The sequence below is a fragment of the Mycobacterium sp. NGS11 genome (assembly GCF_059813315.1).
On sequence record NZ_JCALEJ010000025.1, the window covers coordinates 1 to 26,489 of the forward strand.

27 protein-coding genes are annotated in these 26,489 nt (G+C 68.5%); 13 read left to right on the top strand and 14 right to left on the bottom strand.

Annotated elements, in window-relative coordinates:
* Together AC5Y4T_RS21300 and AC5Y4T_RS21305 are read right to left on the bottom strand one after the other, a co-directional pair.
* A partial coding sequence (locus tag AC5Y4T_RS21300) for a DEAD/DEAH box helicase (protein WP_499955227.1) occupies positions 1-2,739 on the bottom strand: 2,739 nt, incomplete at its 3' end.
* A gap of 43 nt (positions 2,740-2,782) precedes the next feature.
* A complete protein-coding gene (locus AC5Y4T_RS21305; protein ID WP_499920402.1) occupies positions 2,783-3,445 on the bottom strand; it encodes a TetR/AcrR family transcriptional regulator in 663 nt (220 codons plus the stop codon).
* A gap of 393 nt (positions 3,446-3,838) precedes the next feature.
* Here AC5Y4T_RS21305 and AC5Y4T_RS21310 point away from each other — a divergent pair, with 393 nt between their 5' ends.
* The 4 genes from AC5Y4T_RS21310 to AC5Y4T_RS21325 all read left to right on the top strand — a co-directional run bounded on the left by AC5Y4T_RS21310 (position 3,839) and on the right by AC5Y4T_RS21325 (position 6,232).
* Entirely contained in the window at positions 3,839-4,222 is a 384-nt protein-coding gene (locus tag AC5Y4T_RS21310) for a hypothetical protein (RefSeq protein ID WP_499955229.1), read from the top strand.
* A 47-nt stretch (positions 4,223-4,269) separates the two neighbouring features.
* On the top strand, positions 4,270-4,581 hold the full coding sequence (gene usfY / locus AC5Y4T_RS21315; RefSeq protein WP_499920399.1) for a protein UsfY: 312 nt from the start codon (positions 4,270-4,272) through the stop codon (positions 4,579-4,581).
* A gap of 428 nt (positions 4,582-5,009) precedes the next feature.
* Positions 5,010-5,447 (top strand): ATP-binding protein, encoded by a 438-nt coding sequence (locus AC5Y4T_RS21320; RefSeq protein WP_499920396.1) that lies wholly within the window; start codon positions 5,010-5,012, stop codon positions 5,445-5,447.
* Positions 5,444-6,232 carry an RNA polymerase sigma factor SigF gene (locus AC5Y4T_RS21325; protein ID WP_499920394.1) on the top strand — a complete coding sequence of 263 codons (789 nt, stop codon included), beginning with the start codon at positions 5,444-5,446 and terminating at the stop codon, positions 6,230-6,232. The genes AC5Y4T_RS21320 and AC5Y4T_RS21325 overlap by 4 nt, the downstream gene beginning before the upstream one ends.
* Here the strand turns inward: AC5Y4T_RS21325 and AC5Y4T_RS21330 are convergent.
* The 8 genes from AC5Y4T_RS21330 to AC5Y4T_RS21365 form a co-directional block, all read right to left on the bottom strand.
* Entirely contained in the window at positions 6,203-6,631 is a 429-nt protein-coding gene (locus AC5Y4T_RS21330; RefSeq protein WP_499955231.1) for an STAS domain-containing protein, read from the bottom strand. The two genes, AC5Y4T_RS21325 and AC5Y4T_RS21330, sit on opposite strands and share 30 nt — an antisense overlap.
* Positions 6,632-6,813: 182 nt before the next feature.
* Positions 6,814-8,610 (bottom strand): acetyl/propionyl/methylcrotonyl-CoA carboxylase subunit alpha, encoded by a 1,797-nt coding sequence (locus AC5Y4T_RS21335; RefSeq protein WP_499920392.1) that lies wholly within the window; start codon positions 8,608-8,610, stop codon positions 6,814-6,816.
* A 134-nt stretch (positions 8,611-8,744) separates the two neighbouring features.
* Positions 8,745-9,164: a SufE family protein gene (locus AC5Y4T_RS21340; protein ID WP_067938364.1), complete on the bottom strand. Its 420-nt coding sequence runs from the start codon at positions 9,162-9,164 to the stop codon at positions 8,745-8,747.
* Positions 9,165-9,174: 10 nt separating this feature from the next.
* A complete protein-coding gene (locus tag AC5Y4T_RS21345; protein ID WP_499955234.1) occupies positions 9,175-10,065 on the bottom strand; it encodes a sulfurtransferase in 891 nt (296 codons plus the stop codon).
* A 40-nt stretch (positions 10,066-10,105) separates the two neighbouring features.
* Positions 10,106-10,594: a pyridoxamine 5'-phosphate oxidase family protein gene (locus AC5Y4T_RS21350; RefSeq protein ID WP_499955236.1), complete on the bottom strand. Its 489-nt coding sequence runs from the start codon at positions 10,592-10,594 to the stop codon at positions 10,106-10,108.
* A gap of 66 nt (positions 10,595-10,660) precedes the next feature.
* Positions 10,661-11,302, bottom strand: a complete 642-nt coding sequence (locus AC5Y4T_RS21355; RefSeq protein WP_499955238.1) for a Maf family protein — start codon at positions 11,300-11,302, stop codon at positions 10,661-10,663.
* Complete coding sequence (locus AC5Y4T_RS21360) at positions 11,299-11,553, bottom strand: acyl-CoA carboxylase subunit epsilon (protein WP_499955240.1); 255 nt, start codon at positions 11,551-11,553, stop codon at positions 11,299-11,301. The genes AC5Y4T_RS21355 and AC5Y4T_RS21360 overlap by 4 nt, the downstream gene beginning before the upstream one ends.
* Positions 11,550-13,190, bottom strand: a complete 1,641-nt coding sequence (locus tag AC5Y4T_RS21365) for an acyl-CoA carboxylase subunit beta (protein WP_499920387.1) — start codon at positions 13,188-13,190, stop codon at positions 11,550-11,552. The genes AC5Y4T_RS21360 and AC5Y4T_RS21365 overlap by 4 nt, the downstream gene beginning before the upstream one ends.
* A gap of 35 nt (positions 13,191-13,225) precedes the next feature.
* Between AC5Y4T_RS21365 and AC5Y4T_RS21370 the strand changes: the two genes are divergently transcribed.
* From AC5Y4T_RS21370 to AC5Y4T_RS21380, 3 genes are read left to right on the top strand one after another with little or no spacing between them, the layout of a single operon-like run.
* Positions 13,226-14,797 carry an FAD-binding protein gene (locus tag AC5Y4T_RS21370; RefSeq protein WP_499955242.1) on the top strand — a complete coding sequence of 524 codons (1,572 nt, stop codon included), beginning with the start codon at positions 13,226-13,228 and terminating at the stop codon, positions 14,795-14,797.
* A gap of 17 nt (positions 14,798-14,814) precedes the next feature.
* Positions 14,815-15,639 (top strand): biotin--[acetyl-CoA-carboxylase] ligase, encoded by an 825-nt coding sequence (locus tag AC5Y4T_RS21375; RefSeq protein ID WP_499955244.1) that lies wholly within the window; start codon positions 14,815-14,817, stop codon positions 15,637-15,639.
* A 42-nt stretch (positions 15,640-15,681) separates the two neighbouring features.
* Entirely contained in the window at positions 15,682-16,200 is a 519-nt protein-coding gene (locus AC5Y4T_RS21380; RefSeq protein WP_067128527.1) for a PH domain-containing protein, read from the top strand.
* Here AC5Y4T_RS21380 and AC5Y4T_RS21385 read toward each other — a convergent pair.
* A complete protein-coding gene (locus AC5Y4T_RS21385) occupies positions 16,155-16,814 on the bottom strand; it encodes a GtrA family protein (RefSeq protein WP_499920378.1) in 660 nt (219 codons plus the stop codon). The genes AC5Y4T_RS21380 and AC5Y4T_RS21385 overlap by 46 nt on opposite strands.
* Before the next feature lie 110 nt (positions 16,815-16,924).
* On the opposite strand from AC5Y4T_RS21385, the gene AC5Y4T_RS21390 reads away from it, so the two are divergent.
* The 6 genes from AC5Y4T_RS21390 (at position 16,925) to AC5Y4T_RS21415 (ending at position 23,431) form a co-directional block, all read left to right on the top strand.
* On the top strand, positions 16,925-18,229 hold the full coding sequence (locus AC5Y4T_RS21390) for a 5-(carboxyamino)imidazole ribonucleotide synthase (RefSeq protein WP_499955246.1): 1,305 nt from the start codon (positions 16,925-16,927) through the stop codon (positions 18,227-18,229).
* On the top strand, positions 18,226-18,747 hold the full coding sequence (gene purE, locus AC5Y4T_RS21395) for a 5-(carboxyamino)imidazole ribonucleotide mutase (RefSeq protein WP_499955248.1): 522 nt from the start codon (positions 18,226-18,228) through the stop codon (positions 18,745-18,747). Before AC5Y4T_RS21390 ends, purE begins: the two co-directional genes overlap by 4 nt.
* A gap of 74 nt (positions 18,748-18,821) precedes the next feature.
* Positions 18,822-19,991: an acyl-CoA dehydrogenase gene (locus tag AC5Y4T_RS21400; protein ID WP_499920372.1), complete on the top strand. Its 1,170-nt coding sequence runs from the start codon at positions 18,822-18,824 to the stop codon at positions 19,989-19,991.
* A 205-nt stretch (positions 19,992-20,196) separates the two neighbouring features.
* Positions 20,197-21,387 (top strand): PP2C family protein-serine/threonine phosphatase, encoded by a 1,191-nt coding sequence (locus AC5Y4T_RS21405; protein WP_499955250.1) that lies wholly within the window; start codon positions 20,197-20,199, stop codon positions 21,385-21,387.
* The gene (locus AC5Y4T_RS21410) at positions 21,384-22,985 is read left to right on the top strand and encodes a sensor histidine kinase (protein WP_499955252.1); all 1,602 of its coding nucleotides are present in this window, start codon (positions 21,384-21,386) and stop codon (positions 22,983-22,985) included. Before AC5Y4T_RS21405 ends, AC5Y4T_RS21410 begins: the two co-directional genes overlap by 4 nt.
* Positions 22,982-23,431, top strand: coding sequence for a response regulator (locus tag AC5Y4T_RS21415; RefSeq protein ID WP_083097908.1), 450 nt, complete (start codon positions 22,982-22,984; stop codon positions 23,429-23,431). Before AC5Y4T_RS21410 ends, AC5Y4T_RS21415 begins: the two co-directional genes overlap by 4 nt.
* 6 nt (positions 23,432-23,437) lie before the next feature.
* Here the strand turns inward: AC5Y4T_RS21415 and pstA are convergent, their stop codons facing one another.
* Genes pstA through pstS form a run of 3 tightly spaced genes read right to left on the bottom strand, consistent with a single transcriptional unit; the run spans position 23,438 to position 26,445 of the window.
* Positions 23,438-24,286, bottom strand: coding sequence for a phosphate ABC transporter permease PstA (pstA, locus tag AC5Y4T_RS21420; RefSeq protein WP_499920367.1), 849 nt, complete (start codon positions 24,284-24,286; stop codon positions 23,438-23,440).
* Position 24,287: 1 nt separating this feature from the next.
* On the bottom strand, positions 24,288-25,313 hold the full coding sequence (gene pstC / locus AC5Y4T_RS21425) for a phosphate ABC transporter permease subunit PstC (protein ID WP_499955276.1): 1,026 nt from the start codon (positions 25,311-25,313) through the stop codon (positions 24,288-24,290).
* 19 nt (positions 25,314-25,332) lie between these two features.
* A complete protein-coding gene (pstS, locus tag AC5Y4T_RS21430) occupies positions 25,333-26,445 on the bottom strand; it encodes a phosphate ABC transporter substrate-binding protein PstS (RefSeq protein WP_499920366.1) in 1,113 nt (370 codons plus the stop codon).
* Between the last annotated feature and the right edge of the window lie 44 nt (positions 26,446-26,489).

Genomic DNA, 26,489 nt, shown 5'->3' on the forward strand with positions numbered 1-26,489 from the left:
GCCGGTGGCGGCGATGATCTCGGGATCGAGCAGGTCGCGCAGCTCCACCCGGCCCAGCAGCTCGGCCAGCAGCGTGCTGTCCAGCGAGAGCGCGGCGGCCCGGCGCTCGGCCAGCGGGCTGTCGCCCTCGTACATGAACGCGCCGACGTACCCGAACAGCAGCGACGCCGCGAACGGCGACGGCCGCTGCGTCTCGACCTCGAGCACCCGCACCCGCCGCTGCGCGATACCGGACATCAGCCGCGTCAGGGCCGGAACGTCGTAGACGTCCTGCAGGCATTCGCGGATGGTCTCCAGTACCACCGGGAAGTCGGGGTATTTGCGGGCCACTTCCAGTAACTGGGCGGCGCGCTGGCGCTGCTGCCACAGCGGCGAGCGCCGCCCGGGATGCCGGCGTGGCAAGAGCAGGGCCCGGGCCGCGCACTCACGAAACCGCGAGGCGAACAGCGCCGAGCCGCCCACCTCGGCGGTGACGATCGGGTCGATCTCCTCGGCGTCGAACACGAAAAGGTCAGCGCCGGGCGGGGTTTCCCCGGCATCGGACAACATGTCCGGCAGGCGCACGACGACGCCGTCGTCGGAGGCGGTGGGTTTCTCGTCGATGCCGTAGCGTTCGCGCAGCCGGCGGGCCACCGCCAGCGCCAGTGGTCCGTTCACCGGAAGGCCGTACGGCGAGTGCAGGATCACCCGCCAGTCGCCCAGCTCGTCGCGGAACCGCTCGACCAGCAAGGTGGTGTCGGTCGGCACCACCCCGGCGGCGCTGCGCTGCTCGTCGAGCAGGCCCCACAGGTTGTCGATGGCGTATGCGTCGAAACCCAGTGATTTACAACGCGTTTCGAATGCCTCTCGCTTCAGGCCGGCCAGCTCGCCGGTGAACGCGCCGAGCGCGGCGCCCAGCTCGGCCGGGCGGCCCAGGCCGTCGCCGCGCCAGAACGGCAACCGGGCCGGCTGGCCGGGTGCGGGGATCACCAGCACCCGGTCGTGGGTGATCTCGGTGATACGCCAGCTCGTGGCGCCCAACGAGATGACATCGCCGGGACGCGACTCGTAGACCATTTCCTCTTCGAGTTCGCCTACCCGCGAAGGCTTTTCGGCCTCGGAGGCAAGGTAGACGGTGAACAGTCCCCGATCGGGGATGGCGCCGCCGGACGTCACGGCCAGGCGCTGCGCACCGGGGCGGGCGCTCAGGGTGCCGGTGTCGCGGTCGTACACCAATCGCGGTCGCAGCTCGGCGAATTCGGTGGACGGGTACTTTCCGCTCAGCAGGTCCAGGGTCGCCTCGTACACGCTGCGCGGCAGCGTCGCGAACGGCGCGGCCCGCCGGACCGTGTCGAACCAGCGGTCGGCGTCCAACGGTTCCAGTGCGGCCGCCGCCACCGTCTGCTGCGCCAGGATGTCGAGCGGATTGGCGGGCACCCGCATGGTTTCGATCTGGCCGGTGAGCATGCGCTGCACCGTGACCGCGCAGCCGATCAGGTCGGTGCGGTGCTTGGGGAACAGCACTCCCTGCGAGACCTCGCCGACCTGGTGGCCGGCGCGGCCGATGCGTTGCAGGCCGCTGGCCACCGAGGGTGGCGCCTCCACCTGGATCACCAGGTCGACGGCGCCCATGTCGATGCCCAACTCCAGGCTCGAGGTGGCCACCACCGCCTTGAGCAGCCCGCGCTTGAGGTCCTCTTCGACCAGGGCACGCTGCTCCTTGCTCACCGAGCCGTGATGGGCGCGGGCCAGTATCGGGTCGGCGCCGTAGGTCTGTCCGCTGCCCATGATGTGCGCGGGAGCGCCGCCGGCCACCTTCGGATTGGCGTCCGTAGACAGTCCAACGCCGCTGCGTTCCGCGTGAATCTCGTTGAGGCGGGCGGTGAGTCGCTCGGCCAGCCGCCGCGAGTTGGCGAAGACGATCGTCGAATTGTGCGATTCGATCAGGTCGACCAGGCGGTTCTCCACGTCGGGCCAGATCGTGTTGTTGGCCAGGTTGGCCATGTCGGGCACCGGAACCTGCACGGTGAGCTCGACCGTCTTGGCCGACGGCGGGGCCACGATGGTCGTCGGCGCCTGCCCGGACAGGAACCGGGCGAGTTCCTCGGGCGGACGAACCGTCGCCGACAATCCGATGCGCTGCGCGGGTTTGTCCTGCCGCAGCGCGTCGAGGCGCTCCAGCGACACGGCCAGGTGCGCGCCGCGCTTTCCGGCGGCGATGGCGTGGATCTCGTCGACGATCACCGTCTGCACGCCGGCCAGCGTTTCCCGGGCGGCCGAGGTGAGCATGAGAAACAGCGACTCGGGGGTGGTGATCAGCACGTCGGGGGGCCGGTTGATCAGTTGGCGACGGGCGGCGGGCGGGGTGTCCCCGGAACGGACGCCGACGCTGATTTCGGGTGGCGGCAGACCCTGACGTTCGGCGATGCGGGTGAGCCCGGCCAGCGGAGTGCGCAGGTTGCGCTCGACATCGACCGCCAGCGCCTTGAGCGGTGACACATAGAGCACGCGGGTGCCGGGCGGGCGTTCGGCCGCGCCGGCGAGGCTGTCCAGCGCCCAGAGGAAGGCCGCCAGCGTCTTGCCCGAGCCGGTGGGCGCGATCACCAGGGTGTTGTTGCCGTCGGCGATGGCGTTCCAAGCCTCGGACTGCGCGGTGGTCGGTGCGTCGAAGGTGCTGGTGAACCACTCGCGGGTGATCGCGCTGAAGCGGCCCAACGGGTCGGGGCGCCCGGACGGCCCGGAATCAGCGCGCGTGCTCATCTATCCATCGTGCCAACGGCCACCGACACGATGGCCGCCCCGCTCACAGCCGCGAGTTGGACATCGCCTCGCCGAGTGCCTCCGGGATCTCGGGAACCCGCGCGATCGCGTCCAGGAGCGCGTGCGCGCACGCGTCGGCGAGCTTCTCGGCGTCGGTGGAGGGGTCGATGATCCGCTGCCGGCAGATCTCGAAGGTCAGGGCCAGCCAGCCGTTCAGGATCACCCGCAGGTGCCGCTCGACGTCGGGCGCCATGCTGGCGGCGTTGACCTCACCGAGCAACCGGTTGATCCGCGACATGATGTGTTCCATCTGGCGGTTCTTGGCGTCGTCCTCGACGCCCAACAGGACCGGGTCGGACCGGCCCAGGCCGACGTACGCGGCCCACGCGGCCTCCGGGTTCTGCTCGTGGTAAGCCATGTAGGCCAGCACGCCGACCCGGATCTCCTCGTACATGGTCAGACCGGTCGCGTCGTCCATGTTGGTGTTCTCGTACAGGCGGTCGGCCTCGTCCTTGACGACCGCAGCGAAGAACGCGCGCTTGTCGGGGAAATAGTGGTACATCAGGGCCCGAGACACTCCGGCACGTTCCGCGATCTCATCGATCCGGACCTCGTCGTAGGGTCGCTTCCCGAAGACCTCTGCTCCTAAGGCGAGCAGCTCAGCGCGTCGATCCTCGGGGGATAAGCGCCTGCGGGCGGTTGGCATGTGTCAGATAGTACCCATGGGACATAAGCCCCTAGCCACATTGGAATCATCCGAACTCCACAGCGCGGACCGGCGATAAATCGCCGGAATAATTGACGGTAACGGCACTTTGGCGCTAGTAGGCCTTCGGCGAGTCCACTCCGGATTCGCGCCCGCCGCGGGTGGGGGTGAGAAGACGGCGGACGAAAGCGGATGCCCGCGCCGCGCACCTTCGTGCCCCGCCGATGACCTGGCGCTGGGCCTCACATCGATGCCGTTTACCGGGGTTTGCCACGGGGTATGTGAATTCGTGCGCATTCCGCAGCTACCAGCGCAGGCACTGCCGCCCTGTAACTAATGCGACGTAGCGAGCGATGAACTCAGCGCGGGGTTTCCAAGGGGAGGTGAACAACGATGCAGAAAGCGGACGCGCGATCGGGCGGTGACCGCTTGGGCCAGGAGGACGGCGAGGTGCACGCCGCGATCCGTTTCGCCGTCCTGTCCACGTTGGCCGCCGTCGGTTTCCTGTTGATCGCCGCGGTATGGGTCAGTACCTGCCCGGGGGTGGGCGTGGACACGGTGGCGTGTGGCCCACCGCAGCGCACCCTGCTGGCGTTCGGGGGCCCGCTGATCGCGCTCGGCGCCGGGATCTGGGCTTTCGTGCGCACCTATCTGGTGTGGAAGGCCCGGGGGACCTGGTGGGGGTGGCACGGCGCGGGCTGGTTCCTGCTCACGGCGATGGCGCTGATGGTCGCGATGGGCGTCGCGCCGATCGCCGGTCCAGTACTGGCCCTTTAGGTTTGTCCTCCCGCGTTCTACCGTTGAAGGTGCGGTGAGGAGCAGCTATGGGAGACACCTACCACGACCCCGTCGACCATCTGAGGACAACGCGGCCGCTCGCCGGCGAGTCGCTGATCGACGTCCTGCACTGGCCCGGATACCTCTTGGTCGTCGCGGGCGTGATCGGGACCTGCGGCAGCCTTGCGGCCTTCGCCAGCGGACATCACCACGAGGGCATGACGGCGGGAATCGTCGGGTTGATAGCCGCGGTGCTGGGGCTGGCCTGGCTGGCGGTGGAGCACCGCAGGATTCGCCGGATCTGCGATCGCTGGTACACCGAACATCCGGACGTGTACCGCCAACGGCCGGCCAGCTAGGGCGGGCCGCCGGCTAATTGACACGCGTCCCGGCCGTCGCGCGTTTTCTTCGCGTGACCTGCCTCGACACCACCGGTGTGATATTCCGCATCAAAGATGATTGCGGGGTTACGGGCGTGAACTTGTGGGTATCAGGTTTGCACCATGATGAGTGCCGGAACGGTTGCGTGGTCACCCCATCATGGGGTTCGGAATCACGAACACACCGAAGATATGTATGCCTACTGCGACGACCACCGATATGACCTGCGTGGCCCCGGCGATCACCGAACAGCGCCGGTGCCGGCGCTACCGGATGTCGGTCGTGTCAGGCCCGCCGACGGCGGGCCGAATACCCGGCGGCGATCATGACTAACCGGCTCGAACCCGAGGTCCATGGCGGACTGCGGAGCAGTAGTAGTGTCAGTCGAACATTGCCGGGAGACCATATGAACGATGCTGGATTGCACGCTAACAAGCGTCCGCGCGGCCATCGCGCCGTCGAACTTCACGTTGCTGCGCGACTGGAGAACCTGGCGATGCTGCGCACCCTGGTCGGTGCCATCGGCACCTTCGAGGACCTGGATTTCGATGCGGTGGCGGACCTTCGGCTCGCGGTCGACGAAGTGTGCACCCGGTTGATTCGTTCGGCCACTCCTGACGCGACCCTGATCGTCGTGGTCGACCCCCAGGACGACCAATTGGTAGTGGAAGCTTCGGCGGCATGCGACACTCACGACGTGGTGGCGCCCGGAAGCTTCAGTTGGCACGTGCTGACGTCGCTCGCCGACGACGTCCAGACTTTCCACGACGGCCGCGAACCCGATGAAACCGGCAGTGTTTTCGGCATCACACTGACGGCGCGACGGGCGGCCTCCAGCAGGTGACAGCGCGAGCTGCCGGCGGTTCGGTTTCTCGTCCGAACGAATACGCCGATGTTCCGGACATGTTCCGTGAGTTGGCCGCTGTCGCGCCCGACTCGATGGAAATTCAGCGTCAACGGGACAAGATCGTCGAGCGCTGCCTGCCGCTCGCCGACCACATCGCGCGCCGCTTCGAAGGCCGCGGCGAACCGCGGGACGACCTGGTTCAGGTGGCGCGTGTCGGACTGGTCAACGCGGTGGTCCGATTCGACGTCGACGCCGGCTCGGACTTCGTCTCCTTCGCGGTGCCCACGATCATGGGGGAGGTCCGCCGTCACTTCCGGGACAACAGCTGGTCGGTGAAAGTCCCGCGGCGGCTGAAGGAACTGCACCTGCGGCTCGGCACCGCCACCGCCGACCTGTCGCAGCGGCTGGGCCGGGCGCCCACCGCGACCGAACTCGCCGCGGAGCTGGACATGGACCGTGAAGAGGTGGTCGAGGGGCTGGTGGCGGGCAGCTCCTACAACACCCTGTCCATCGACAGCGGTGGCGGCGGCGAGGAAGAGGAAGCCCGCGCGATCGCGGACACCCTCGGTGACGTCGACACCGGCCTGGACCGGATCGAGGATCAGGAATCGTTGCGTCCGCTGCTCGAGGCGCTGCCCGAGCGGGAACGGACGGTGTTGGTGCTGCGATTCTTCGAGTCGATGACGCAGACACAGATCGCCGAGCGGGTCGGCATCTCACAGATGCACGTGTCGCGGCTGCTGGCGAAGTCGCTAACGCGGCTCCGTGACCAGTTGCAGTAGCGGCGGGGACTGGTCTTCGACCCACAGCGGTTCCAGCAGCGGCTCGGCCTGCTGTGTCGTCACCGGCAGCGTCGCGTCGGGGTCGCACACCCGCAGCAGCCTGGCTACCGCCGGGCTGGGCGCCATGGCCCAGGACACCTGAGCGCCCGAACATGCCACATTGATCCGGTGCAGGGCCGAAAAGCCCGCGGTACCAATGAATTTGAGGCCGCGCAGATCCAGGATAACTCGCCGGGAGCGGCTGGTGCCCTGCTGCACGTACGCGACGAGCTGATCGGCGTTGGCCGCGTCGAGCTCGCCGTCCACGGTGATCAGGGCTCCCGCCGGGCCCCACCGGGCGGTGAATTGTGCTGTGCGGCTTTGTTGCCAAGATTGCGCCACAGACATCGCTGACTCCATCCCATTCCGGGAGATCCTGCTATCGATACGTCAGCCACATGCAAAGAGTTCGGAGAAGATGGGAATTCGGCCTACCCCCACGTCACCGACGTATCCCGGGCGGCTGTGAACTCAACCTTGTCCGAACCCTACTCGCGACAGCGAGGGGCGACAACGTTGTCTGGGAAAACTCTCAGCCAGCGCTACTTGATTTCGGCGAGCACCGTGCCCTGCGTGATGGCGGCGCCGGCCTCGACCGCGAGTCCGGTGATCACACCGTCCTTGTGCGCGGTGACCGGGTTCTCCATCTTCATCGCCTCGAGCACCACCACCAGGTCGCCCGCGGCAACCTCCTGGCCTTCCTCGACCGCGACCTTGACCACGGTGCCCTGCATGGGGGCGGTCACCGCGTCGCCGGAGGCAGCAGCACCCGCGTGCCCCCCGCGCTTGCGCGCCTTGGGCTTCTTGCGAATGACGCCGGCCGGGTCCGCCGCGCCGCCGCTGGACAGCGCCAGATCGCCGGGCAGCGACACCTCGAGCCGGCGGCCGCCGACCTCCACGACCACCTTCTGGCGCGGCCGGGCGTCCTCGTCGTCCAGCGGCTCGCCGCCGGTGAACGGTTCGATCGTGTTGTTCCACTCGGTCTCGATCCAGCGGGTGTGCACCGAGAAGCCGTCACCGTCACCGATGAATGCCGGGTCGGACACCACGGCGCGGTGGAACGGGATGACCGTGGCCAAGCCTTCGACGTGGAACTCGTCCAGCGCCCGGCGGGAGCGCGCGAGCGCCTCCTCGCGGGTGGCGCCGTACACGATCAGCTTGGACAGCATCGAGTCGAATTGACCGCCGATGACCGAGCCCGCCTCGACGCCCGAGTCCAGGCGGACGCCGGGGCCGGTCGGGATGTCGTAGCGGGTGACCGGGCCGGGCGCGGGCAGGAACCCGCGTCCGGCGTCCTCGCCGTTGATCCGGAACTCGATCGCGTGCCCGCGCGGCGTGGGGTCCTCGGTGAGGTCCAGCTTCTCGCCGTTGGCGATCTTGAACTGCTGCAGCACCAGGTCGATGCCGGCGGTCTCCTCGGTGACCGGGTGCTCGACCTGCAGACGGGTGTTGACTTCCAGGAAGGAGATCAGGCCGTCCTGGCCAACCAGGTATTCGACGGTCCCGGCGCCGTAGTAGTGCGCCTCCTTGCAGATCCGCTTCGCCGACTCGTGGATCTCCTTGCGCTGCGCGTCGGTCAGGAACGGAGCGGGGGCCTCCTCCACCAGCTTCTGGAAGCGGCGCTGCAGCGAGCAGTCGCGGGTGCCGGCGACGATCACGTTGCCGTGCTGGTCGGCGATCACCTGCGCCTCGACGTGGCGCGGCTTGTCCAGGTAGCGCTCGACGAAGCACTCGCCGCGGCCGAACGCCGCGACGGCCTCACGGGTGGCCGACTCGAACAGCTCGGGGATCTCCTCGATGGTGCGGGCCACTTTCATGCCCTTGCCGCCGCCGCCGAACGCCGCCTTGATCGCGACCGGCACGCCGTACTCCTGGGCGAAAGCCACCACCTCGTCGGCGTCCTTCACCGGGTCGGGGGTTCCGGGCACCAGCGGGGCCTGCGCGCGCGCGGCGATGTGGCGGGCGGTGACCTTGTCACCGAGATCGCGGATGGACTGCGGGCTGGGCCCGATCCAGATCAGGTTCGCGTCCAGGACCGCCTGGGCGAAGTCGGCGTTCTCCGACAGGAAGCCGTAGCCGGGGTGGATGGCGTTGGCGCCCGACTTGGCCGCCGCGTCAAGGAGTTTGCCGAAGTCCAGGTAGGACTCCGCGGACGTTTGGCCGCCCAATGCGAACGCCTCGTCGGCCAGCCGCACGTGCGGCGCGTCGGCGTCGGGCTCGGCGTACACCGCCACGCTGGACAGGCCCGCGTCGCGGGCCGCCCGGATCACCCGGACTGCGATTTCGCCGCGGTTGGCGACGAGCACCTTGGAGATCCTCGAGCTGGCGTGAGTGGCCACAGCGCCTCCTGTTCGGCATCACCGCAGACGCATTTCTGCGGATTTCTCTAAGAGAATTTCTTACAACGAGTTCACGGGAAGTCTAAGCGCCGCGCCGTTCGGCCCGACGAGGCGGTCCGGATTTCCGGGGTTTTCTAGGCACTCTCGCGCAGCCTGCGCTTGATGCGGGCGAGCATCGCCGACAAGCCGCGCAGCCGAAGCGGGCTGATCAGCGCGGCCAGCCCGAGGTCGGCGTAAAAATCCTCGGGCACCGCCAGAATGTCGGCGGCCGGCTGCTCGTCGAGACCGGCGGCCAGGATCGACGCGAACCCCCGCGTGGTCGGCGATTCGGCCGGCGCGCTGAAGTGCAACCGCACCCGCTCGGGGTCGCTGGCGTCCACGTGCAAAAACAGCGGGGTCTGGCATTCGGGCACCGGCTCCATGGCCGCCTCTTCGAGATCGGACGGCAGCGCCGGGAGCTCGTTGGCGAACTCCAGCAGCAGCGCCAGCTTGTCCTGGCCCTCGACTTCGGCGAAGTCGGACACCACCTCTGCCAGCGGCGCGGGCATGCTCATCGGGGCGCCATCAGACTTCGACGGTGCCCGGCTCTTCACCCGCCACGATCGGCGTGCGCACGGTGTTGCCCCACTCCGTCCACGACCCGTCGTAGTTGCGCACCCCGGGCTTGCCGAGCAGATGCGTCAGTACGAACCAGGTGTGGCTGGAGCGCTCGCCGATGCGGCAGTAGACGACCGTCTTGTCGTCGGGCTCGATGAAGCCGTACAGCTCCTCGAGCTCCTCGCGGCTGCGGAACCGCCCGCTCTCGTCGGCCGCCTTGGCCCAGGGAATCGACCGGGCGGTGGGGATGTGGCCGCCGCGCAGCACGCCTTCCTCGGGGTACTCGGGCATGTGCGTCCGCTTGCCGGTGTACTCGTCGGGCGAGCGGACATCGATCAGCGGCTCGCTGCCGAGGATGCCCAGCACGTCGTCCTTGAAGGCGCGGATCGGTGCGTCGTTGCGGGTGACGACGGGATAGCCGCTGGAGGTCTTGGTGGGCACGTCCAGCGTCGTCTCGCGGCGTTCTGCCAGCCAAAGGTCGCGGCCGCCGTTGAGCAGCCGCACGTCGGGGTGGCCGAACAGCGTGAACACCCACAGGGCATAGGCCGCCCACCAGTTGCTCTTGTCGCCGTAGATCACCACGGTGTCGTCGCGGGCGATGCCCTTGCGGTCCATCAGCTCCGCGAATTGCTCGCCGTTGATGTAGTCGCGGACCCGGGAGTCGTTTAGGTCGGTGTGCCAGTCGACCTTCACGGCCCCGGGGATATGACCGACGTCGTAGAGCAGGACGTCCTCGTCGGATTCGACGATCGCCAGACCGGGGGTGCCTTGGTTGGCGGACAGCCAGTCGGCGGTGACGAGTCGCTCGGGATGGGCGTAGCCCTGCAATGTCGGGCTCGGATCGGGTGGTAATGCCACGCTGCCGAGCCTACCGCCAGCTTCCGAAACGGCCAGCAGGTCAGTGCTTGCGGACCACCCGCTCGGGCACGCCGGGACTCCAGATGGTGACATCCATGTGGCCGTCGCGGACCTCGACCGCCGATGCCCCGGTGACATCGGCGCCGAGCAGGTCGAATCGCTGATCGCGCAGGTCCAATCCGGTCTCGGAGAACAGCGCCTCGGCGAAGCGCCGGTGCACCGCGCCGTAGGGAACGACGCGCGCCAGGCCCCACAACTTTGCGTCCCCGTCGGTCACCTCGGTGTCGACGGTCGCGGTGTGCAGACAAAACCTCGGGTCGCGCGCCAGATCGAGGAACTTGGTGGTGGCCGGCATCCCCGGCAGCCACAACTCGTCCTCGAAGATCCGCGGCTCCATCGGGCTGATCCGCGGGAAGCCGTCGGAGCGCAGGGTGGCCAGCATGCACAGGTTGCCGCTGGCTCGATGGCGACGGGTGAAGATGCCGGCGATGCGCGGCGCTTGGGCGGTGAACTCGGTCCACGTGGTCATGGCTTGACCCTAGGGTTCGGGCCCGACGTGTACTTCGGCGGCGAAAGCGCGAGCGGCCCTGCGGATTCAGCGGCTCGGCGGTGCCGTCCACAGCGCGGCCACCGACAGCCCAGCCCGCCCCAGCAGCGACCGCAGCAGCGGCAGGCTGACGCCGATCACGTTGGACGGGTCGCCGTCGATGCCGTCGACGAACCAGCCGCCCAGGCCGTCCAGGGTGAAGCCGCCGGCCACGTGCCACGGCTCGCCGTGGGCGACGTACGCGCGCAGGTCCGCGTCCGTTGGGGCGGCGAAATGCACTGTGGTGCATCGTGATTCGACTTCGCGGTGGGTGATGGCGCCGTCGCGCAGCCGCAGCAGGCAGTGCCCGGTGTGCAGTTCGCCGGAGCGGCCGCTCATCACGCGCCACTGGGTCGCGGCGGCCTCGGCCGAACCGGGCTTCCCGCACAGCCGGCCGTCGATGGACAGCATCGAATCACAGCCGATGACAACGCAATCGGCCGCGACTCGGGCGTCGAGCTCGCCCGCCACCCGTTCGGCCTTGGCCCGGGCCAGGGCGCACACCACGTCGCGCGGCGGCGCGTCCGGGCCCAGCGCGGCGGCGACGGCATCCTCGTCGACGCCCGAGACCACGACCACCGGATCGACGCCGGCCTGGCGCAGCACCTTGAGCCGGCCGGCCGACGCCGACGCCAGCACCAGGCGGGTCAATGCCTCATGTGGGTCATTTGCTGGAACGTGAGCCGCTGAAAGTTGGTCATCGCGAAGCGCAACCGGTCGACCGGCAGACCCCAGCGGGTCCGCTCGGGCTGCTCGGGATCCGGCGCACCGCCGGCGCAGCCCAGCACCGCGACGAGCGCGGCCACCTCCTCGGCGGTGGGCTCACCCTTGAGGATCTGGATGTGCGGCTCGTGCGCCTCGGGCGCGGCTGCGGTCTGAGTCTCGGTCTGAGTCTCGGTCATAGGGGGATGTTCCCATGCTTCTTGGGGGGCAGGTGCGAGATCTTGCGTTCCAGCAGGCGCAGCGCCGTGCCGATGTAACCGCGGGTGTGCGACGGCGGGATCACCGCGTCGACATAGCCCCGCTCGGCGGCGACATACGGGTTGACCAAGGTGTCCTCGTACTCCTGCTGCAGTTGCAGCCGCAGCGCGTCGACGTCCTTGCCCTCCTTGGCGGCCTCGCTCAGTTGCTTGCGGTAGACGAACCCGACCGCGCCGGAGGCGCCCATCACCGCGATCTGCGCCGACGGCCACGCCAGGTTGACGTCGCAGCCCATGTCCTTGGACCCCATCACGCAGTAGGCGCCGCCGTAGGCCTTGCGGGTGATGACGGTGATCTTCGGGACCGTGGCCTCGCCGTAGGCGAACAGCAGCTTGGCGCCACGCCGGATGATGCCGTTGTACTCCTGGCCGGTGCCCGGGAGGAAGCCCGGCACGTCCACCAGCATGATGATCGGGATGTTGAAGCAGTCGCAGGTCCGCACGAACCGCGCGGCCTTCTCCGAGGCGTTGATGTCCAGGCAGCCGGCGAACTGCGTCGGCTGGTTGGCCACGATCCCGACCGGGCGGCCCTCGATGCGGCCGAAGCCGACGACGATGTTCTGCGCGTAGCCGCCCTGGATCTCGAGGAACTCGTCGTCGTCGAGGATGCGGGTGATCACCTCGTGCATGTCGTAGGGCTGGTTGGGCGAGTCCGGGATCAGCGTGTCGAGCTCGAGGTCTTCCTCGGTGAGGTTGTCCTCGATGGCGCCCGGGGGATGCGGCTCGGCGTAGCGCGGCGCGTCGGTGGCGTTGTTGGGCGGCAGGTAGCTCAGCAGGTCGCGGACCCAGTCGAAGGCGTCCTGCTCGCCGGAGGCGACGTAGTGCAGGGTGCCCGACTTGGCCATGTGCGTGTGGGCGCCGCCCAGCTCCTCCATGGTGACGTCCTCACCGGTGACGGTCTTGATGACGTCGGGCCCGGTGATGAACATCTGGCTGGTCTGGTCGACCATGACCACGAAGTCGGTCAGGGCGGGCGAGTAGACGTGCCCACCGGCGGCCGCCCCCATGATCAGGGAGATCTGCGGGATGACGCCGGACGCCAGGATGTTGTTGCGGAAGATGCGGCTGTACAGGCCGAGCGAGACGACGCCCTCCTGGATCCGCGCGCCGGCGCCGTCGTTGATGCCGATCAGCGGGCGACCGGTCTTGATCGCCAGGTCCTGGATCTTGACGATCTTCTCGCCGTACACCTCGCCGAGGCTGCCGCCGAACACCGTGGCGTCCTGGCTGAAGATGCACACATCGCGGCCGTCGACGGTGCCGTAGCCGGTGATCACCCCGTCGCCGAGCGGGCGGTTGTGCTCCAGGCCGAAGTTCTTGCTGCGGTGCCGGGCCAGCGCATCGAGCTCCACGAACGAGTCCTCGTCGAGCAGCGCGAGGATGCGTTCGCGGGCGGTCAGCTTGCCCTTGGCGTGCACCTTCTCGACGGCCTCTTCGCCAACCGGGTGCAGTGACTCTTCACGCCGCTTGTGCAGCTCGGCCAGCTTGCCCGCGGTGGTGTGGATGTCGATGCTGTGCTCGGCGGCCGGTTCCGCAGTGTGGTCGGTAACGCTCGTCATGGGAGTCGAGCTTAGCGGCGCGGTACTCTCCGCTGATGCACGCCCGCCCGTTGGGAACCGCGGATTGGGCGGCCGAATGCGACGTGCTGGTCGCGGGCTCGGGCGGCGGCGGCGTGACCGGTGCGTACACCGCGGCGCGCGAAGGCCTCGACGTGCTGCTGGTCGAGGCGACGTCGAAATTCGGTGGCACCACCGCCTACTCCGGCGGGGGCGGCGTCTGGTTCCCGTGCAATCCCGTGCTGGTCCGCGCCGGCATGGACGACGACACCCTCGAGGACGCGCTCACCTACTACCGCGCCGTGGTCGGCGACCGGACCCCGCGCGAGCTGCAGGAAACCTATGTCCGCGGCGGCGCGCCGCTGATCGAGTACCTGGAGGCCGACCCGAACCTGAAGTTCGTGCCACTGCCGTGGCCCGACTATTTCGGCAAGGCGCCCAAGGCGCGGCTGGACGGCCAACGCCACATCGCGGCCAAGCCGCTGAAGGTGGACGCCGCGCCGGAACTGCGCGAGGCGATCCGCGGTCCGCTGGACACCGACCGGCTCGGCGCCCAGCCCCCGTCGGACTACTACCTGGGCGGCCGCGCCCTGATCGCGCGATTCCTCAAGGCCATCGGACAGTACCCGACGGCGTCGCTGCGCCGTGACACCGCCCTGGTGGAGCTGGTGCTGTCCGACGGTCGGGTCAGCGGCGCGATCGTCGAGACCGCCGGGCAGCGTAGCGCCATCCGCGCCCGCCGCGGAGTGCTGCTGGCCGCCGGCGGCTTCGAAGCCAACGAGGAGCTGCGCCGGCGCTACAACGTGCCGGGAACGTCGCGAGACACCATGGGCGGGCCGGGAAGTCGCGGGCAGGCGCTGCAGGCCGGCATCGCCGCGGGCGCCGACACCGACCTGCTCGACCAGGCCTGGTGGTCGCCCGGCATGACCCACCCCGACGGCCGGTCGGCGTTCGCGCTGTGGTTCACCGGCGGCATCTTCGTCAACCAGGACGGCGACCGGTTCGTCAACGAATCCCGGGCGTATGACCGCGCGGGCCGCGAGATCATCGCGCAGCTGCGCGACGGCTCGATCACGTTGCCGTACTGGATGATCTACGACGACAAGGAGGGCGAGGTGCCGCCGGTGAAGGCGGCCAACGTGTCCATCGTCGAGACCGAGAAGTACGTCGCCGCCGGCCTGTGGCACACCGCGGACACGCTGGAGGAACTGGCCGCCAAGATCGGCGTTCCGGGTGAGCGGCTGGCGGCAACCGTGGCCCGGTTCAACGCCTTTGCCGCCGCAGGCGTCGACGAGGACTTCGGCCGCGGCGACGAGGCCTTCGACCGCGCGTTCTCCGCGGGAGCGTCGCCGCTGGTGCCCATCGACTCGCCGCCGTATCACGCCGCCGCGTTCGGCATCTCCGATCTGGGTACCAAGGGCGGCCTGCGCACCGACAGCGCGGCGCGGGTGCTCGACACGTCCGGCAATCCGATCCCCGGCCTGTACGCCGCGGGCAACACCATGGCCGCGCCCAGCGGCACCGCGTATCCCGGCGGCGGCAACCCGATCGGAACCAGCATGCTGTTCAGTCATTTGGCCGTGCTGGACATACGCGACCGTCGGCCCTGAGTTCTAGGCTGGGTGCGGTGACAGAACGAGATCAGCTTCGAGCACCGTTGGACGAGAGCGCATTGCGCGCCGAGTTGATCGGCACGGGGCTGGGCTGGCGCAGGCTCGAGGTCGTCGAGCAGACCGGCTCCACCAATGCCGACCTGCTGGCGCGCGCGGCCTCGGGCGACGACGTCGCCGGTGCGGTGCTGATCGCCGAGCACCAGACCGCGGGGCGGGGCCGGCACGGCCGCGGCTGGTCGGCCACGCCGCGGGCCCAGATCACCATGTCGGTCGGGGTCAGCGTCGTCGACGTCCCGACCACCGGATGGGGCTGGCTGCCGCTGGCGACCGGGGTGGCGGTGGTGGACACGGTGACCCCGTTGCTGTCGGGCACCGGGGTGCAGGCGGGTCTCAAATGGCCCAACGACGTGCTGGCCGGCCCGCCGGATGCGCCCGGCAAGCTGGCCGGAATCCTCGCCGAGGTCGCGAAGCCCGTCGTCGTTATCGGCTTGGGGCTCAACGTGACTCAGTCCGCCGACGAGATCGACGGCCCCGGCGCGACGTCGCTGCTCGACCTGGGCGTCGCCGCGCCGGACCGCACCGAGCTGGTGTCGGCCCTGCTGCGGGAGCTGGGCCGGCGGATCGTGGCCTGGCGCGCGGCGCGCGGGGCCGACTGGGCGCTGGCCGCCGACTACCGGGCGCGCAGCCTGACCATCGGCAACCGGGTCCGCGCGCACCTGCCCGGCGGCAAGCAGGTCGACGGCACCGCGAGCGCAATCGACGACCAGGGCAGGCTCTGCCTGGAAAGCGGCGGGCAGACCGTCGTCGTCGCGGCCGGCGACGTGGTGCATTTGCGCTAGTCGGGCGCAAAATGTCGCGTTGCACAGCTAATGTCGGCGGGCATGGGCTACCCGGATAACGTTCTGGCCGCCGGCGAACATGTCATCGTGCACCGCCACCCGCACTGGAAGCGGCTGATCTGGCCGGTGCTGGTTCTCATCGGAGTGACCGGGCTGGCCGCATTCGGCTCCGGATACCTCAACTCGACGCATTGGGAACAGCTCGCCAAGAACATCATCTACGGCGTCATCTGGGGGATCTGGCTGGTGATCGTGGGCTGGCTGACGCTGTGGCCGTTCCTGAGTTGGCTGACGACCCATTTCGTGGTGACCAACCGGCGGGTGATGTTTCGCCACGGGGTGCTGACCCGCACCGGCATCGACATCCCGCTGGCCCGGATCAACAGCGTGGAGTTTCGCGACCGGATCACCGAGCGGATGTTCCGCACCGGGACGCTGATCATCGAATCGGCATCACAGGATCCGTTGGAGTTCTACGACATTCCGCGGCTGCGCGAGGTACACGCGCTGCTGTATCACGAAGTCTTCGACACCCTGGGTTCCGAGGAATCGCCCAGCTGACCCAGGCGGCCGGCGCGGTTGCGCCAAGAGCGCAGCAGCGTGACGTTGCCGCCCTCGATCTCGTCCTCGAAGACCTCGGCGATACCGCCGGCGGTAAGCGCGGACTCCAGCGCCTTCTCGGGGTCGCGCGCGAACTGGTCGGGAAACACCCAGCGCCGGAACGCCCAGAACCGGAACGCCATCTGCAGCAGGTTCCCGATGATGTACGCCGAGATGAAGTCGGCGACGTTTTCCACCGCCAGCGACACCGTCGGCTCGCGCAGCTGTAACACGTAGCTGGAGAACCACAGCGGCGCCATGGAGAGCAGCACCCCGACGCCGCTGAACGCGAAGAACAGCAGCGCCTCGTGGTGGCGCTCGCGGCCGCCGCGATTGCGGAAGCTCCACTCCCGGTTCAGCACATAAGACGCGATGACCGCGACAATGCCCGCAATCACCTTTGCGGTCACCGGTTTGGGTTCGAGAATTGTCAGCTTCAGCGTGTAGAAAATCGCCGAGTCGATGACGAATGTGGTTCCGCCGACGATGGCGAATTTGATCAGTTCGTGATGGCGTTGCAAATAGGGCTGCATAACCCTAGGTAGACGCGCGATCGTGGCTTCGGCGAAGGACACAACACGTCAGTCTACGGACGGACCCAAATTCGACGCAAAATCCTACATAACAATTCGGCGTCGGCCCCGGTCAACACGCCTTTGGCGCTGGGGAGTTTCGCCGTGACACCATGATGGCCGTGTCGACTCCACGCGTACCGGGCGCAGCCCCCGTCGCAGCCGCCCGCGCCGTCCCGCGCGCCGTCCCCGTGGTCGCAATGGTCGGTGGCGGCCAGCTCGCCCGGATGACCCACCAAGCGGCGATCGCGCTGGGGCAGACGCTGCGGGTACTGGCCACCGCCGCCGACGAGCCGGCCGCGCTGGTCGCGCCCGACGTCGTGCTCGGTTCGCACACCGATCTCGACGACCTGCGCGGGGTGGCCGCGGGCGCCGACGTGCTGACGTTCGACCACGAACACGTGCCGAACGACCTGCTGGAGAAACTGGTCGCCGAGGGTGTCAACGTGGCGCCGCCGCCGCAGGCCCTGCTGCACGCGCAGGACAAGCTCGTCATGCGCCGCCGGCTCGAGGCCCTCGGCGTTCCGGTGCCCCGCTACGCCGAGATCCGGGGCGTCGACGAACTCGACGCCTTCGCGCGACGCATAGCTGGCCCGGTGGTGGTGAAGGCGATCCGCGGCGGCTACGACGGGCGCGGGGTGCGGATGGCGCGCGACCCGTCGCACGCCCGGGAGATCGCGGCCGCCTTCCTGGCCGACGATGTGCCGCTGATGGCCGAGGAGCATGTGAACCTGCGCCGCGAACTGTCGGCCCTGGTGGCCCGATCACCGTTCGGCCAGGGCGCGGCGTGGCCGGTCGTCGAGACCGTGCAGCGAGATGGCATCTGCGTGCAGGTGATCGCGCCCGCGCCCGAGCTGCCCGCCGAACGGGCCGCCGCCGCGCAGCAGCTGGCGTTGCGGCTGGCGGCCGAGCTCGGCGTGGTGGGGGTGCTCGCCGTCGAGCTCTTCGAGACGGTCGACGGCGAACTGCTGGTCAACGAACTGGCGATGCGGCCACACAACTCCGGGCACTGGACCATGGACGGCTCGCGCACCAGTCAATTCGAGCAGCACCTGCGCGCGGTGCTGGACTACCCGCTCGGCGATACCGACGCCATCGCACCGGTGACCGTGATGGCCAACGTGCTGGGCGCGGCCGAAACCCCGGAGATGAGCGTCGACGAGCGGCTGCATCACCTGTTCGCGCGGATGCCCGACGCGCGCGTCCACCTCTACGGCAAACAAGAACGTCCCGGCCGCAAGGTCGGCCACATCAACTTCGTCGGCTCCGGGCCGGCGGACCAGGAAAGCGTGGGGAAGCTGCGGGAACGCGCCGGCCTGGCGGCACACTGGTTGTCACATGGGCGGTGGCCGGACGGATGGGATCCACATGCCGGCGACGATGCAGAGCGAAGCGATGAGGAGAAGCGGCATAGATGACCGTGACTAGAGCGCCTCGCGTCGGGGTGATCATGGGCAGCGACAGCGACTGGTCGGTGATGGCCGACGCCGCCGCGGCGCTGGCCGAGTTCGACGTGCCGGCCGAGGTCCGGGTCGTCTCCGCGCACCGCACCCCGCAGGTGATGTTCGATTACGCGCGTGAGGCGGCCGGGCGGGGCATCGAGGTGATCATCGCGGGGGCCGGGGGAGCCGCGCACCTGCCCGGAATGGTCGCGTCCGCGACGCCGCTGCCGGTCATCGGCGTGCCGGTGCCGCTGGCGCGCCTCGATGGGCTGGACTCGTTGCTGTCGATCGTGCAGATGCCCGCGGGGGTACCGGTGGCCACGGTGTCCATCGGGGGCGCCCGCAACGCGGGCCTGCTCGCCGTGCGCATCCTCGGCTCCTCCGACCCGGCGCTGCGGGCGCGGATCGTCGCCTTTCAGGAGCAGCTGGCGGACAGCGTGCGGGCCAAGGATGAGGCGCTGCAGCAGCGTCAGGGTAGGGTTACTGGCCAGTAGCCTGGCGACGAAGTGGGCCGGCTAGCGGCCCGCGGACAGGTCGGGCGGATTTGGCAGAGTGCAAGGAGGCCGACATGGCTCAGTGGGCCGGAGACCCCAACTTTGATTTGTTCCAATTGCCCGAGGAACACGTTGAGCTGCGGGCGGCGATTCGCGCGCTGGCGGAGAAGGAGATCGCTCCGCACGCCGCCGACGTAGACGAGAATTCGCGCTTCCCGCAGGAGGCCCTGGACGCGCTGAACGCGTCGGGCTTCAACGCGGTCCACATCCCCGAGGAATACGGCGGTCAGGGCGCGGATTCGGTCGCCGCTTGCATCGTGATCGAAGAGGTGGCCCGCGTCGACGGCTCCGCCTCGCTGATTCCGGCCGTCAACAAGCTGGGCACCATGGGCCTGATCCTGCAGGGTTCGGAGGAGCTGAAAAAGCAGGTGCTGCCAGCCCTGGCCAAGGACGGGGCGATGGCCTCCTACGCCTTGAGCGAGCGCGAAGCCGGTAGTGACGCGGCGTCGATGCGGACCAAGGCCAAGGCCGACGGGGATGACTGGATTCTCAACGGCACCAAATGCTGGATCACCAACGGCGGCAAGTCGACCTGGTACACCGTCATGGCGGTGACCGATCCCGACAAGGGCGCCAACGGCATCTCGGCGTTCATGGTGCACAAAGACGACGAGGGCTTCTCCTTCGGCCCGAAGGAAAAGAAGATGGGCATCAAGGGCTCACCGACCACGGAGTTGTATTTCGAGAACTGCCGCATCCCGGGCGACCGGATCATCGGCGAACCCGGCACCGGGTTCAAAACCGCACTGCAGACCCTCGACCACACCCGCCCCACCGTCGGCGCGCAGGCGGTCGGCCTCGCGCAGGGCGCGGTGGACGCCGCCGTCGCCTACACCAAGGAGCGCAAGCAGTTCGGCAGGTCGATCTCGGACTTTCAGGGTGTGCAGTTCGAGCTGGCCGACATGGCGATGAAGGTCGAAGCGGCTCGGCTGATGGTCTACACCGCCGCCGCCCGCGCCGAACGCGGCGAGCCGAACCTCGGATTCATCTCCGCGGCCGCAAAGTGCTTCGCCTCCGACACCGCCATGGACGTGACCGAGGCAGCCGTGCAACTGTTCGGCGGCGCCGGCTACACCACCGACTTCCCGGTCGAGCGGATGATGCGTGACGCCAAGATCACGCAGATTTACGAGGGCACCAATCAGATTCAGCGCGTGGTGATGTCGCGAGCGCTGCTGCGCTGATGGCTTTTCGGCGATGCTGTTGCGAAGAGTCGAGCGGCACCGCTTAGGATCTGCACTCGGTGCGTGAAGTCCACACCGACGATCGGTAAACAGTCACCGACTTACGTCCGACCACTGTCATCACAGAGCAAAGGGCTATCGCGGCAAAGGGGTCTGCAGTGCAGAACGTGCCTTTCGATGCCCGTCCACAGATGGCTGGGATTTGATGCCCGTGCGCGCTCCGGTGACCCCGACGGCTAGTTGGCAGTCACTGTCGTTGCTGCTGGTCGAGGACGACCGCGCCGACGCGGTCCTGGTGGAAGACCTGATCACCGACGCGGTCACCGACACCCGGGTGGTGTGGGCGAAGTCGATGGCGCACGCGGAACGCGAGCTGGAATCCGCCCGGCCCGACTGCGTGCTGCTGGATCTGCACCTACCCGACGCCAGCGGGATCGACGCGCTCAACCGCATCGCCAACCTCGACGCCACGGTGCCGATCGTGGTGCTGACCGGGCTGAACGACGAGTACTTCGGGGCTTCGGCGGTGGCAGCCGGCGCCCAGGACTACTTGGTCAAGGGCCGGGTCGAGCCGGAGATGTTGCGCCGGGCGCTGCTGTACGCCATCGAGCGCAAGCGCGCCGAACTCATCGCCGCCGATCTGCACGCGACGCAGCTGCGGGCCCGGGAGAACGCGCTGCTGGAACGGGGCCTGCTGCCCTCACCGCTGCTGCTGGACAACCCGGGCGTCGACATCGTCGCCCGCTACCGGCCGAGCCGCGAAGACGCATTGCTGTGCGGAGACTTCTACGACGTCGTCCAGACGGCCGAACGGGTCGTGCACGTCCTGATCGGCGACGTCGCCGGGCACGGTCCGCACGAGGCGGCGCTGGGCGCGGCGTTGCGGATCGCGTTTCGGGCGCTCACCTTCGCCGGTGTGCACGGCGTCGAACGGATGCGCCAGCTCGAACGGGTCTTGTATTCGGAACGAACCCAAACGGGGATCTTCGCGACGGTGCTCAGCCTCGAGATCTCGCCCGACACCCCGCGGGTCAGCGTCATCCGTGCCGGCCATCCGCCGATCCTGGTACAGGCCGGGGGAACCGTCCGATGGCACGAGCCGGCGGGTGGCCCGGCGCTCGGCCTGCATGCCGGCGATTGGCCGTCCGAGGAGCTGGACTTACCGACCGGGCACGCCCTGCTCTTGCTGACCGACGGGCTCTTCGAGGGATATTCGGGACAGGGCACGGAACGCCTCGGCGAGGACGGCCTGCTCGCCCTGGCCCGCGCGCACGCGGATCAGCCCGGCCCCGCGTTCGTCGACGCGCTCATCAACGGTGCCCAGACGCTCGCCCAGCCACGCGGCGGCCTGACCGATGACATCGCCGTACTGCGCATCGAAAGGACTACCACGTGATCGCGTCGCGTCCGCTTCGGTTCACGGAGCTCACCGTGCGGGGATGGCTGGCGTTGGTGCTGTGGGTCATGGGCGTGACGGTGCTCGTCGGGGCGTTGGTCGGCGCCGTGTTGCTGCATCGCACCGACGAGGTGTCGCGCCAGATGGCGCAGAACATTCAGCCGGCGCGCGTCGCGGCGGCACGCCTGCAGGCGGCTCTGCGTGACCAGGAGACCGGCATGCGCGGCTACCTGATGGCCGCCGACCGGCAGTTCCTCGCGCCGTATTACGACGGGCAGCGCGCCGAACAGGCTGCGGCCGACGAGATTCGGCGTCTGGTCGGCGGGCGACCGGAGCTGATAGCCGATCTGGACGCGGTGGAAGCCGCCGCCGCCGACTGGCGGACAAACTATGCCGAGCCACTGATCGCCAACGTGGCTCCCAAGACGCCCACCTACCTCAGCCCCCGCACGGCCGACATGGGCAAGGTCAAATTCGACCGTCTACGTGAGCTTTTCGACACGCAGAACACCCATCTGGCGGCGGCCTCCGCGGCGGCCACCAACGAGCTCAACGAGATCAACGGCTGGCGCGATTGGGTGCTCGGCACCACGGTGCTAATCGTGATCGGGGCGGCCCTGGTGCTGGGACTGCTCAGCCGCGCCGCGATCACCCGGCCGATCGCGGCGCTGGCCGCGGCCTGCCGGCGGATCACCGAGGGCAATTTCGACGAGACGATTTCACCCCCGCGCCGGCCCAGGGACATTCGCAAGATGGCGATCGACGTGGAGGACATGCGCAAGCGCATCGTCTCCGAACTCGCGGTGTCGCAGAGTGCGCAGGCGCAGCTGGACGAACAGGCCGCCGAACTACGGCGATCCAACACCGAGCTCGAGCAGTTCGCCTACGTCGCCTCCCATGACCTGCAGGAGCCGCTGCGCAAGGTGGCGTCCTTTTGCCAGCTGCTGGAAAAGCGCTACGGCGACAAGCTCGACGAGCGCGGCATCGAGTACATCGGGTTCGCGGTCGACGGCGCCAAACGCATGCAGGCGCTGATCAACGACCTGCTCACCTTCTCGCGGGTCGGCCGGCTGGGCACCACCGAAACCGAGGTGCAGCTCGACGCGACGCTCGACGCCGGACTGGCCAATCTGGCTGTCGCAGTTGAGGAAACGGACGCCCAAATCGTGCGCCCGGCGCAGCCGCTGCCACAGATCCTCGGCGATCCTATGCTGCTGACGATGCTGTGGCAGAACTTGATCGGCAACGCAATCAAGTTCCGGCACAAGGACCGTGCGCCCCGCGTCGTCATCGAATGCGCGCCCGGGACCGGCATCCACGACCGCGAATGGCTGCTGAGTGTGGCCGACAACGGCATCGGCATCCCGGAGGAATTCTCCGACAAGGTCTTCGTGATCTTCCAGCGGCTGCACGGCCGGGATGTGTACGCCGGCACCGGAGTAGGCCTGGCCCTGGTCAAGAAGATCATCGAGCACCACGGCGGCACCGTCCGAATCGACACGTCCTACACCGAGGGGACCCGATTCGAATTCACCCTTCCCATGCCCGAACCCGTCGACGAAGCAGACTCGGTTGCTTTGGAAGGAGCGCATCAATGACCACGCCGGAAGGCAGAGCAATCGACATCCTGCTCGTCGAGGACGACCCGGGCGACGAGCTCATCACCCGAGAAGCGTTCGAGCACAACAAGCTCAAGAACCGCCTGCACGTCGCCCACGACGGGGAGGAAGGCCTCAACTACCTTTACCGGCGCGGTGAATTCGCCGACGCGCCGCGGCCCGACCTCATCCTGCTCGACCTGAATCTGCCCAAATACGACGGCCGCCAGCTACTGGAGAAGATCAAGTCCGACCCCGACCTGGCGCGCATCCCGGTCGTGGTGCTCACCACCTCCTCGGCCGAGGAGGACATCCTCAAGAGCTACAAGTTGCACGCCAACGCCTACGTCACCAAACCCGTTGACCTGGACCAGTTCATGAAGGCCGTCCGGCAGATCGACGAGTTCTTCGTTCAGGTCGTGCGGCTGCCGGGCAACGGGGCCTAGCCGGGGTCACTGCGATTCCGAGTGCCGCCGCGCGAACCAGGTGATCAGCCTGCCGAGGACGATCAGCAGCAGCACGAACACGATCAGCAGGAACGCCGCGTCATACGACAGGTCGCGCGCCGTCTTCGACGGCAGGTTGTAGAACGTCCATATCGGATAGGTCAGGTAGCCGACCGGTGAGCCGGTGAGCTTTCCGCTCGGGGCCGAATTCGACCAGCCCGCCGTGTACAGCATCGGCGCCGTCTCGCCGACCGCCAGCGCGAGCGCCACCAGCAGGCCGGTGACGATCCCGGGGATCGCGGACTTGAGCACGATCTTGCGCAGCGTCCAACCGAGCGGCAAGCCGAGCGCCTCGGCCCCCTCCCGGTAGGACGTGGGCACCTGGGCAAGCGCGGATTCGGTGGCCTTGGCGATGTACGGAATGCTCATCGCCGAAAGCGTCAGCACCCCGGCCGCCAGGGAAAACCCCCAGCCGAACTTCACCACCAGCGCCAGATAGCCCACGTACCCGAGCACGATCGAAGGGATGCCGGACAGTATTTCGTAGGCGCCGCGCAGAATGGAACGCGTTCTGCCACCGGCGAATTCGGAGAGATAGATGCCGGTCAACACGCTGACGGTGCCGCCGACCAGCATGACGCCGACGCCGACGACGACGGTCCCGACGATGGCGTTGCGCAGCCCCCCGCCGTTGCCGCGGGTGTTTTCGGTCAGCACACTCCATTTGAAGACCGGCAACGCACGCCCGACGACCTCGATCAGCATCCACAGCGTCGGCACGACCACCACCGCCAGGCAGCACGCACACGCGACCCAGAACAGCGCGTTGACGACCTTGCGCCGGGTACCGGCCACGTCAGACCCCCCGCCCCACCGGCAGCGCCGTGCCCGACACCCGCCGCACCATCGCGCGGGCAGCGACGTTGGTCAGCAACGTGATGACCATCAGCACAAGGGAGACCTCGGCCAGCGTCTTCACCGCGAAGTCGGTGAAGTCGGTCATCGCCGAATCCAGCTGCGACACAACGGTGGCGGCGATGGTGGTCATCGTCGCGTAGATGTTGGCGGGCATCGCGCCCAGCACCGCGCCCGACACCATGGCGACGGCCATGGTCTCGCCCAACGCGCGCCCGAGTCCGAGCACGACGGCGCCGACGATGCCGCTCGACACCCACGGCAGGGTGACCCGCCGCGCGCACTCCCAATCGGTCATCCCCAGTGCGACGGCACCCTCGCGGGGCAGCACCGGCACCTGCCGGATCAGGTCGCGGGTGGTACTGGCGATGATGGGAATGACCATCACCGCGAGCACCAGGCCGGACACCAACAAGCCCTCGCCGTTACCGGTGTTGCCGCGGAAGTAGCTCAGCACCGGCACGTCGGGGGCGTTGCGGGCGATCACCGGAGCCACGTAGTGGGCGATGAACGGCCCGAATGTCATTGCGCCCCACAGGCCGACGACGACGCTGGGGATGCCGGCGAGCAGTTCGAGCACCATCCCGATGGCCGACGCGAGACGCTTCGGCAACCGCTCGACGATCACCAGCGCCGCCCCGATCGACACCGGCACCCCGATGATCAGGGCGATCGCCGAGGTCGCCAGGGTCCCGACGATCAGCGGCAGCGCACCGTAGTAGGCGCCGGCCGGATGCTGGACGCCGCGGGTGACGACGGCGTCGCCGTAGGTGTTGCCGGGGTTCCAGTCGGTGGCCGTGAAGAAGTGCAGCCCGTTGACCCTGATCGCGGGCAGCGCCTCGAGCAGCAGGGTCGCGAGCACGAACACCAGTGCGAGCAGCGGAACCACCGCACCCAGGGCACCCAGGGAACGGATCGCCAGGCCGGGGCGGCGCACGCCACGGATCCGCCGCAGCGCGCCCCCCATCACGTCGGTCACCGAACCCTTACTGGCCGCTGATCTTGGCGATCTGGGCGTCCGACGACTTCGCCACCTCGGCCGGCAGCGGCTGGAAGTGAACCTTGTCCAGGAACGAGGCGTTGTTGCCGTCGGTGATCGCCCAGTGCAAGAACGCCTGCAGCGTCTGGGCGGTGGCGGCGTCCTTCTGCCCGCTGTTGACGATGGCGTACTCGTAGTTGACGATCGGGTAGCCGTCCGCAGCCGGGCCGTTGATCAGCGAGATCGCCTGATTCGCAGGGGTTTTCGAGGCGAAGCCGGACGCCGCGGCCTGGATGCTCTTGGCGTCGGGCAGCAGGTACTTGTCGGAGGCGTTGGCCAGCTGCGCCTCGCCGAGCCCCTTCTGCTGGGCCTGGTCGAGGAAGCTGATGCCGATGTAGGCCACGCAGCCCGGGGTGTCGGCGCAGCCGGTCACCATGCCGCCGTTGCCGTTCTCGCCCAGCGCGCCGGGAACCGTCGGAAAGGCGACGGTGGTGCCGAAACCGGGCGACTTACCCCAGCCGTCCGGGTCCTGCTTGGACAGGTACTGGGTGAACAGGAAGGTGTCGCCGGAGCCGTCGGAGCGGTGCAGCGGAACGACCGGCGTGGCGGGCAGATTCACGCCGGGGTTCAGCCCGGCGATCTGCGGGTCGTTCCAGGTCTTGACGGTGCCGTTGTACATAGCGGCCAGCACCTTGCCGTTCAGCTTGATGTGTTCGGTGACACCGGGCAGGTTGTAGTTGATCTGCTGCGCCGAGATCGCCAGCGCGATGTTCATCAGCCCTTTGTGCGCGGCCATGTCGCCCTCGGACAGGTAGGCGTCGGAGGCGCCGATGGCGACCGCCCCGGCCGCCGCCTGCGAGATCCCGGTCCCCGAGCCGGTGCCCTGGGTGGTGATCGTGACGTTGTTGTACTTGTCGTGATAGGCGGGGCCCCACAGGTTGAACAACGGGTAGAGCAGCGTGCTGCCGGTCTCCGACAGCGTCACCGGCGAAGACGCCGGCGTCGTCGCCACCGGGCCGCCGCCGCCACCCTGACTCGGCGCGCCGTTCTGCGAGTTCGAACCACACCCCGCCGCGATGAGGACCAACGGTGCGGCGGCCGCCGCGAGCAACCTACTCATCCGAACTTTCACGATCTTCTCCCTTTCCTTGGTGTCCCCTGCGT

What these genes read in the sequence shown, in the direction of transcription:
- AC5Y4T_RS21350 (WP_499955236.1), bottom strand. Translation starts at nt 10,594, where the DNA reads ATGACCACGTGGACCGAGTTCACCGCCCAAGCGCCGCGCATCGCCGGC.
- AC5Y4T_RS21340 (WP_067938364.1), bottom strand. Translation starts at nt 9,164, where the DNA reads ATGAGCATGCCCGCGCCGCTGGCAGAGGTGGTGTCCGACTTCGCCGAA.
- AC5Y4T_RS21380 (WP_067128527.1), top strand. Translation starts at nt 15,682, where the DNA reads ATGGGCTACCCGGATAACGTTCTGGCCGCCGGCGAACATGTCATCGTG.
- pstS (WP_499920366.1), bottom strand. Translation starts at nt 26,445, where the DNA reads ATGAGTAGGTTGCTCGCGGCGGCCGCCGCACCGTTGGTCCTCATCGCG.
- AC5Y4T_RS21390 (WP_499955246.1), top strand. Translation starts at nt 16,925, where the DNA reads ATGATGGCCGTGTCGACTCCACGCGTACCGGGCGCAGCCCCCGTCGCA.
- AC5Y4T_RS21330 (WP_499955231.1), bottom strand. Translation starts at nt 6,631, where the DNA reads ATGGAGTCAGCGATGTCTGTGGCGCAATCTTGGCAACAAAGCCGCACA.
- AC5Y4T_RS21360 (WP_499955240.1), bottom strand. Translation starts at nt 11,553, where the DNA reads ATGACCGAGACTCAGACCGAGACTCAGACCGCAGCCGCGCCCGAGGCG.
- AC5Y4T_RS21415 (WP_083097908.1), top strand. Translation starts at nt 22,982, where the DNA reads ATGACCACGCCGGAAGGCAGAGCAATCGACATCCTGCTCGTCGAGGAC.
- AC5Y4T_RS21405 (WP_499955250.1), top strand. Translation starts at nt 20,197, where the DNA reads ATGCCCGTGCGCGCTCCGGTGACCCCGACGGCTAGTTGGCAGTCACTG.
- purE (WP_499955248.1), top strand. Translation starts at nt 18,226, where the DNA reads ATGACCGTGACTAGAGCGCCTCGCGTCGGGGTGATCATGGGCAGCGAC.
- pstC (WP_499955276.1), bottom strand. Translation starts at nt 25,313, where the DNA reads ATGGGGGGCGCGCTGCGGCGGATCCGTGGCGTGCGCCGCCCCGGCCTG.
- AC5Y4T_RS21370 (WP_499955242.1), top strand. Translation starts at nt 13,226, where the DNA reads ATGCACGCCCGCCCGTTGGGAACCGCGGATTGGGCGGCCGAATGCGAC.
- AC5Y4T_RS21305 (WP_499920402.1), bottom strand. Translation starts at nt 3,445, where the DNA reads ATGCCAACCGCCCGCAGGCGCTTATCCCCCGAGGATCGACGCGCTGAG.
- usfY (WP_499920399.1), top strand. Translation starts at nt 4,270, where the DNA reads ATGGGAGACACCTACCACGACCCCGTCGACCATCTGAGGACAACGCGG.
- AC5Y4T_RS21310 (WP_499955229.1), top strand. Translation starts at nt 3,839, where the DNA reads ATGCAGAAAGCGGACGCGCGATCGGGCGGTGACCGCTTGGGCCAGGAG.
- AC5Y4T_RS21400 (WP_499920372.1), top strand. Translation starts at nt 18,822, where the DNA reads ATGGCTCAGTGGGCCGGAGACCCCAACTTTGATTTGTTCCAATTGCCC.
- AC5Y4T_RS21320 (WP_499920396.1), top strand. Translation starts at nt 5,010, where the DNA reads ATGAACGATGCTGGATTGCACGCTAACAAGCGTCCGCGCGGCCATCGC.
- AC5Y4T_RS21365 (WP_499920387.1), bottom strand. Translation starts at nt 13,190, where the DNA reads ATGACGAGCGTTACCGACCACACTGCGGAACCGGCCGCCGAGCACAGC.